Source organism: Streptomyces sp. NPDC002671, assembly GCF_053592475.1.
In genome coordinates, this window is the sequence record NZ_JBSFVU010000114.1 from 1 (window position 1) to 6,921 (window position 6,921).

8 protein-coding genes and 2 pseudogenes are annotated in these 6,921 nt (G+C 68.0%); 7 read left to right on the forward strand and 3 right to left on the reverse strand.

The genetic code is table 11. The features are described 5' to 3' along the window. Positions 1-173: 173 nt before the first annotated feature. Positions 174-551 (forward strand): hypothetical protein, encoded by a 378-nt coding sequence (locus ACWD35_RS44555; RefSeq protein ID WP_030216423.1) that lies wholly within the window; start codon positions 174-176, stop codon positions 549-551. Positions 552-623: 72 nt separating this feature from the next. Here ACWD35_RS44555 and ACWD35_RS44560 read toward each other — a convergent pair. Continuing rightward, positions 624-878, reverse strand: a pseudogene (locus ACWD35_RS44560) (IS630 family transposase); the annotation flags it as partial. 9 nt (positions 879-887) lie between these two features. Here ACWD35_RS44560 and ACWD35_RS44565 point away from each other — a divergent pair. The 3 genes from ACWD35_RS44565 (at position 888) to ACWD35_RS44575 (ending at position 1,737) form a co-directional block, all read left to right on the forward strand. After that, positions 888-1,094, forward strand: a complete 207-nt coding sequence (locus tag ACWD35_RS44565) for a hypothetical protein (protein ID WP_451357035.1) — start codon at positions 888-890, stop codon at positions 1,092-1,094. A gap of 77 nt (positions 1,095-1,171) precedes the next feature. After that, positions 1,172-1,477, forward strand: a complete 306-nt coding sequence (locus tag ACWD35_RS44570; protein ID WP_451357041.1) for a DUF6247 family protein — start codon at positions 1,172-1,174, stop codon at positions 1,475-1,477. Continuing rightward, positions 1,474-1,737, forward strand: a complete 264-nt coding sequence (locus ACWD35_RS44575; protein ID WP_451357036.1) for a hypothetical protein — start codon at positions 1,474-1,476, stop codon at positions 1,735-1,737. Before ACWD35_RS44570 ends, ACWD35_RS44575 begins: the two co-directional genes overlap by 4 nt. 133 nt (positions 1,738-1,870) lie before the next feature. Here the strand turns inward: ACWD35_RS44575 and ACWD35_RS44580 are convergent, their stop codons facing one another. After that, positions 1,871-2,368, reverse strand: a complete 498-nt coding sequence (locus tag ACWD35_RS44580) for a hypothetical protein (protein WP_451357037.1) — start codon at positions 2,366-2,368, stop codon at positions 1,871-1,873. A 178-nt stretch (positions 2,369-2,546) separates the two neighbouring features. Next, complete coding sequence (locus ACWD35_RS44585; RefSeq protein ID WP_451357038.1) at positions 2,547-3,122, reverse strand: hypothetical protein; 576 nt, start codon at positions 3,120-3,122, stop codon at positions 2,547-2,549. A gap of 830 nt (positions 3,123-3,952) precedes the next feature. Here ACWD35_RS44585 and ACWD35_RS44590 point away from each other — a divergent pair. The 3 genes and pseudogenes from ACWD35_RS44590 to ACWD35_RS44600 all read left to right on the forward strand — a co-directional run. Further along, a complete protein-coding gene (locus ACWD35_RS44590) occupies positions 3,953-4,969 on the forward strand; it encodes a sigma-70 family RNA polymerase sigma factor (protein WP_451357039.1) in 1,017 nt (338 codons plus the stop codon). 47 nt (positions 4,970-5,016) lie between these two features. Then, positions 5,017-5,427 carry an SgcJ/EcaC family oxidoreductase gene (locus ACWD35_RS44595; protein WP_451357040.1) on the forward strand — a complete coding sequence of 137 codons (411 nt, stop codon included), beginning with the start codon at positions 5,017-5,019 and terminating at the stop codon, positions 5,425-5,427. 490 nt (positions 5,428-5,917) lie between these two features. Next, positions 5,918-6,921, forward strand: a pseudogene (locus ACWD35_RS44600) (hypothetical protein); the annotation flags it as partial.

The window sequence follows — 6,921 nt, forward strand, 5'->3', positions numbered from 1 at the left end:
TTGCCTGCGCGTCACGATTGCCTTCCTACCGGATCCGCCTTCCCGACGGACCCGGATCGGCAAGATTGATCACGACATCACACAGGCCCTAGTGCTGTGACCGGGATGGTCCACCGTGATCGGAAGGCGGCTCGCGGGACGAGCGCACGCGCAACGGCTGGTATTACTGGGGCATGCAGGAAGAGACGGCACGCTCCGCGATCGACACGTTCATCTCCGCGTTTAACGCCTCGGACGACAGCTATGTGACTGCCCTGCTCTCCCAGGCCCTGACCTCAGACGTGGTCTTCTGGGGGCCGTTGGGTCGCAGCGAAGGAATCGCGGCGGTCGAGCGGTTCGTGCTGGACATCCGGCGCCACCCGGCGGGGACCGGCACGATGGTGCGCTGCTCAGCGGTGGACATGCCTGACGAGTGGGCCCGGTATCAGTGGGTCTTCACCACGCCGGATGGAGGCCCCCGCCTGGCGGGAACGGACGTCGTCCATCTGCGGCGGAGCCTCATCGACCAGGTCATCGTCTTTGCGGGGGAGATCGAGCCGTCCGCCTCCTGAGTCGTCCTTCTGTCGCTGTCCTTCTCGTGAACTTGTCCCTTTCGGCACTCCGGGGCTGCGGTTCGCGGTCGGTCAGGCTGCGGCGTTGAGGGGGCGTCCGCCCCAGCGGATGCCCTTCTCGCTGCGGATGCGGGCGCGTTCCTTGCGTTGGGCGGCAAGTACGTCGGGGTGGCGGGCGTTGGCGTTGCGCCAGCGCAGGTAGCGGTGCAGTGCCTGGGTTTGCGTGGGGTGGCTGCGGTGGTGGGAGTTGGCCAGGGTGAACTGCCGCAGCGGGCCGAAGTGGGCCTCGATCGGGTTGGCCCAGGATGCGTAGGTCGGGGTGAAGCATCATCGACCGTGACACCGACAGCGACCACTCGCTGTCCACCCCCGGCCGCCGACATCGCCTACGCCGTCGTCGACAACCGGCTCCTCAACGCCGACACAGGTGACCGCGACCGTGCCGTGGCCAGCCTCCTCAACTACGTCGCCGCCACCTGGGAGAAGCAGGACGCGCCGCTGCACGAGCACGCTCAGGCCGTCGCCCGCGCCCTGACCCGGTAGGAGGGGATCGCCGCATGTCCGTCTCTACCGTCGAGCTGCGCGCGTACCGTGGCGGTACGACCCGCCAGGAGGTGCCGATGAGCGCGCAGCCCGACCACGCACCCGTCACCCCGTACGCCCCCGCGCCCGGCGCTCCGGCCGAACTGCTCGCCCAGCTGCGCGCCGACCGGCGCGCGGACCGATGGGTGCCGGCCTTCGAACAGGAGTGGGCAGCAGCGCTGGAGGACTCGCGCCGGACGTTCTCCCTCGCCTCGCTGTACGAGGTCGTCCAGGTCTGGCAGGCCCGCGTCGCCTCCGCCCCGGCAGTCGACGCGTTCCTCGCCTCCGGCCGGGAGGAGATCGGCTTCGTGGACCTGGAGGAGATCCGGAGCAGGCGCCGGTGAGCGGACAGCAGCCGTACGCGGTCCGCCTCTCCTCGCACGCCGCGAAGGTGCTCAGCGCCCTGCCCGAGCATGCGGAGCAGATGGCCTGGGACGTCCTGGACGCGGCGGCCGGCGCCCCGTTGGGCTACCCGCAGTGGGACGCCGACGACCCGGAAGGCGAGGACGTGCGGATCGCGTCCGTCGGCCAGCTCTCGGTGATCTACTTCGCCAACCGCGCCCTGCGCCACCTGTCCGTGCTGGACATCGTCTGGCTCGGATAGCCACTCGTGACAACGGCCTGACCCCGGCATTGCAACTGCCGGGGTCAGGGCGTTCCGCATCGTAGCCACGGCCGTATCCACCGGTAGCCAGTCGGGCGGCAACGCGTATGAACGCGTATCCGTGACGAGCCGGTCACCAGTTGCCGCGGGGTCGCACGGCGCCAAGCTGGCCTTCGCGCCGGCATTCGCGGCAGTCCGGCAAGCCGCTCACGCGTCGGCCTTCCCCCTCCGACCAGCTGAAGCCGCACAGCGACGTGAGCAAATCGCTGGAGTCATCGGAGGATGCATGGGAGCCATAGCCCGGAACGTTCCACGTGCCCGTCGTCCCGCCGTCGTAGGGGGCACCGTCCGGCCAGTCGTAGACGGATTCGGTTGTGGTGCAGCGCATCCGGAGATCAGGGCCTTCCCAGCGGGCACCCTGCCGGGCCTCAGCGGCGGCGTCGACGGCGTCGGCCAGGCGCTCGAAGGACAGGTCGTAGTCCCTCATGTGATCCCAGCTGCCAGGTTCCTGTTCGCGGACCAGCGAACGAAACATCAGCAGCAGACGTGCCAAGTCGTGCTGCCCGACTCGGACGGTGTTGCTCTCGGGGTCGTAGTCGTACGGATTCTCGGTGCCGGTCTTCTTGGGCATCGCACTTCTCCTCATCCACGCGCTGGTGGGCTGAGTGTGCCGGGCACGAGTAATGCGTGGCGGGCAGCGTGGTGGCGAGTGACGGCGCGCGCAGTTCGGCTGTTGTGCCCCGGGCCGGGCACGGTCCTGCTCGCTTGAACACGTACCACGCTGGCTATCCCGCGGCGATCTGTACCGCTCAGGCGTTGCCCCACGCTTCGAGGAATCGCTTGCGGTCGTCCTCTGTCTCGTGCAGCCGGCGCCTGGCGAGCAGAACATGCCAGGCAGTGGTCTCGGCGTCACGCAGCCACAACTGCCCGAGGTACCGGCCACCTGCTACGAGCGTGTCATGAGCCAGTGCGTCGCCGATCACCTCGGCCACGGCGTCGCGCTGCTGGTTGTCGAGCTCTCCGAGAAAGCTGAGCACGCGATCGGCAATGCCCGCTTCGTTCCCCCTGACCAGGCGATCGAAGAACGGACCACCCGCGTTGCCGGGGTCGATGTACAAAGCGGCATCACCTCCCGCATCTCCCAGCGAACCCCAGAACGCATCGCCTTCGGGCGTGCCTGGTAGGGGGAGAGCGGCGAAGAGGTCGACCAGATGACCGTTGGCCGCTTGGTTGTATGAGACGTCGCAGGCTGCCGCGGAAGCAATCTTCGCGACCTGCCCGGTGTTCAGCCCTCCGGCCTCTGGCCAGTTCAGTGGAGTGTTGAGCTGGTGGACGAGGTGCTGGGCCAGTTCATCATCCTCGTCTAGGAATCGCCGGACGATCACAAGTTCCCCCAGTTCAGTGCCAGATGGCGTACAAGGCGCCTCTCTTTGCCTGCCAGTCTGCCCAGCTGGACAGTGATCCGCCGGGGTGTGCGGACAACGTCTGGAAAATGCCCCTACCAAAGACGCCTGAGCTTGGCACAACCGGACGCTCCAAGCCCGGGCTCCCAAGCCTCCTATCACCCGTATGGCTCACAGCCCATATCGCCCTGGCTCGGTCGGTCAGCTGTCCGTCGTCTACGTGGTCAACCGGCTCACCCGGCATCTGGCCGTCCTGGACGTCGTCTGGCTCGGCTGAAGCACCAACCTGCAGGAACAGCGCCCTGTCCCCGGTATTCGAGCTGCCGGGGGCAGGGCGTTCGCGTGTTACCCGCGCCTGACCTGGGTCAGCGGCGGATGTGAATGCCGCCGCTGCCGCTCATCCAGATGCGGGAACAACACTGCGAACTTCACAGCAAGTTGGGCTTGAGAAGCCGTTGTCGTACCGATCATGGTGGGCATCGGTTCGAGCGGGGAGCCACAGTGGAGTGATCTCCGGCCGGTGTGCGCATGAAGGCAGGGCCTCCTGGTCAGCTCGGGATTGTCGAAGCCCGATGCCCAGGAGGCCCTGTGCTGCACTCTTGCGCTGTCTTGCCCTTGGAGTCCAACTCGGCCGCCCGGTCGTGTGATTGCCTCGCTCACCGGTGCGGGAATGCCAGCGACCGTCCGGATCGCGAACCCTGCTACCCCTTTGACATGACGGACGCGGTTTTCCGGCGCCACCTCACGCCAGGACGCCCCCGCCAGAGCCGCTGGATATAGTGGCCGCGAGTGGAGCGGTGAAGGGCGGGGGCATGACGGCGAAGGTGGAGAGCTTCGATCGCCTGATCGAACCGTTCCGGACAGAGCTGCTGGCGTACTGCTACCGGATGCTTGGCTCGGCTCACGACGCGGAGGACCTGGTCCAGGACACGTTCCTGAGGGCATGGCGGGCGCGGGAGCAGTACGACGAGACCCGCAGCTCACTGCGCACCTGGCTGTACCGGATCGCGACCAACGTCTGCCTGACCGCCCTGGAGGTCCGCGGCCGCCGGCCGCTGCCGTCGGGGCTGGTGGCCGCGTCGCACCCGCTCGGGCCACTTGTCCGGGGCGAGAACGCTGTCTGGCTCCAGCCTTTGCCGGACGTGCTGCTGGATGCGGGCGATCCGGCCGCGGCCGTCGTCGACCGCAGCAGCCTGCGGTTGGCGTTCGCCGCCGCTTTGCAGCATCTGTCGGCGCGTCAGCGCGGAGCGCTGATCCTGCGTGACGTGCTCGGCTTCTCCGCGTCCGAGGCGGCAGACATCCTCGGCGCCACCGTCGCCTCGGTGAACAGTTCCCTGCATCGGGCGCGTACCCGGGTGCAGGAAGTCGAGGCCCAGCCGGAACGTCTCAGCGAGCCGTCCGCGGCCGAGCAGCGCGCCTGGGTCGACCGCTACATGAAGGCGTTCGAGCAGGCCGACGTCGAGGGCCTCAAGCGGCTGCTCACCGAGGACGTCATCATGGAGATGCCGCCGATGCTCAACTGGTTTGCCGGCCCCGGCAACTACGGCCTGTTCATGGAGTGGGTCTTCCAGGCGGCCGGAACGGACTGGCGCCTCACCGCGGTCACGGCCAACGGCCAGCACGGGTTCGCCGCCTACCAGCGCGTCGGCGGCGGATACGAACTGCACACACTGCAGATCTTCACCGTCACCGCCGAGGGCATCAGCCGGAACTCGGTGTTCCAAGACTCCGAGATCTTCGCCTCCTTCGGTCTGGCCGCCGAACTCGGCCCCGGAGAATTCCCCGCCGCGGACGCGAACAGTTCCAGCCCAGCCGCCGGTATGTACTGACGAGTTCGCCGGAGCACCCGGGCGAACCGCTCACAAGGGAGACTCCGATGTCAGACAACCGTGCGGCAGACGCGGCCGCCATCCAGGCCGTCCTGGTCGACTCCTACAAGGCATGGGAGGCCGGCGACGCCGACGGCATGGTCGCCGACTACACCGCGGACGCGACCGCCATCATGACCGGCTCGCTGCGCGACAGCCGCGACGTCATCCGCGACAACATGGCCCTGGCCTTCGCTGGGCCCCTCAAGGGCACCTCGACCTACAACAAGCAGCTCAGCCTGCGCTTCGTTGGCAGGGACGCCGCGATCGTCATCAGCGAATCCGGCATCCTGTTCGCCGGCCAGACCGAGGTGCCGGACGCGGGCAAGGTGAACGCGACCTGGGTCTTCGAGAAGCAGGACGGCCAGTGGCTGATCGCCGCCTATCACAACAGCCCGGTGCTGGCGACTGGAAACTGAGCCCTTTGCTGTAAGAAGCCGTTGTCGTACTGATCATGGTGGGCATCGGTTCGAGCGGGGAGCCACAGTGGAGTGATCTCCGGTCGGTGTGCGCATGAAGGCAGGGCCTCCTGGTCAGCTCGGGATTGTCGAAGCCCGATGCCCAGGAGGCCCTGTGCTGCAGTCTTGCGCTGTCTTGCCCGTGGAGTCCAACTCGGCCGCCCGGTCGTGTGATTGCCTCGCTCACCGGTGCGGGCGTTCCGTGGGCTGGGGGCGGAGCGTGTCAGGTCAGGTGGGGTTCAGCGGAGTGATATCGGTGCCCGTGTACAGCTCGGGTTCCAGCGACAAGACCGTGACCGCGGCTCCGGATTTCACCGCGTGCCAGGCAATCGAGAGATGGCCCGGCCGAGCATCTGAGTTGGTCCAGGCCGGTTCACTGGCGGCTTCTGCGCCGCTCCCTGTATCGCAAGCTCTTCGGCCACGTGTCAGCCGGGCGGGTAGGGTCACGCGCATGTGGGAGGGGCTGGAAGCGGTCAACTGGGCAGGTCTGGAACACAACTACGGGTCCGCCGAGGACGTGCCCGGGCTGCTGCAACGATGTGCAGGACCGAATCCGAAGGACGCGGAGGAGGCAGCGTTCGAGCTGCTCAACCTGCTATTCCACCAAGGCGGTTGGATCTGCCCCGCTGTCCCGGCCACGCTGCCCTTTCTGCTCCGTCTGGCTGCCGCCCCGCATGTGCCGAGCCGTCGCGCGGTGCTGGAACTGGTGGCGAGGCTGGCAGCGGAGGCCGGGCAGGTCGCCGAGAAGTTTCTCGATCCCAACTGGGAGCCAACGTGGGAACGGGTGCTGCCCGACGTGCTGGCTCTGCTGGCCGATCCCGCGCCCGAGATCCGGCGCGCCGCGGCCGACATATCCGGTGCCTGCGCCAGCCCCGGTGCGCTCCTGCTGCCTTCGCTCTTGCGGTGCTGGCGGGCGGAGAGTGACCTGGTGACCCGTCTTGACCTGGTTCTCGCACTCGGCCAGGCGGTCCGGCGGGAGCCGGCCGGTGACAGGTCCGGTGAGGTCAGCACCCTCCTCCACACGTTGCTCGACTCCCCGGAGCCTCAGCTTCCTTTGGCAGCGGTGCATGCGCTCGCGGCTGGTGACTCGGGCCTCGCGGCGAGGCGGCTGGAGCTCGTGCTGGACGCGGTTCGTGATCCGAGTGTGGAGTTGTGGCAGCGCACCAGCTCGGTGGAAAGTGGGGCGCGAGGTGTACAGCAATGGACGGCGGCGCTGTTCACAGGCACGTCTTCCGCCTTCACGCTGGGCCTGCTGGCTGATCACCCCGACGAAGAGCAGCGGATCGGAGGCCTGGCGCAGGCGGGCGGGCTGCTGTCGCAGTGGCGCTCCCCGGTCGATGCACTGCTGCCGGCCATCGTGGCGCGGCTGGACGATCCGGTCGCCGAGGTGCGCTACCGGGCGGCCGAGCTGCTGGCCTGCCTCGGTCCGTCAGCCGCGGCCCATGCCGACGCGGT

Excerpts from the sequence above, each read along its gene's own strand:
- ACWD35_RS44580 (WP_451357037.1), bottom strand. The coding sequence starts at position 2,368 with ATGCCCAAGAAGACCGGCACCGAGAATCCGTACGACTACGACCCCGAG.
- ACWD35_RS44590 (WP_451357039.1), top strand. The coding sequence starts at position 3,953 with ATGACGGCGAAGGTGGAGAGCTTCGATCGCCTGATCGAACCGTTCCGG.
- ACWD35_RS44570 (WP_451357041.1), top strand. The coding sequence starts at position 1,172 with ATGAGCGCGCAGCCCGACCACGCACCCGTCACCCCGTACGCCCCCGCG.
- ACWD35_RS44595 (WP_451357040.1), top strand. The coding sequence starts at position 5,017 with ATGTCAGACAACCGTGCGGCAGACGCGGCCGCCATCCAGGCCGTCCTG.
- ACWD35_RS44555 (WP_030216423.1), top strand. The coding sequence starts at position 174 with ATGCAGGAAGAGACGGCACGCTCCGCGATCGACACGTTCATCTCCGCG.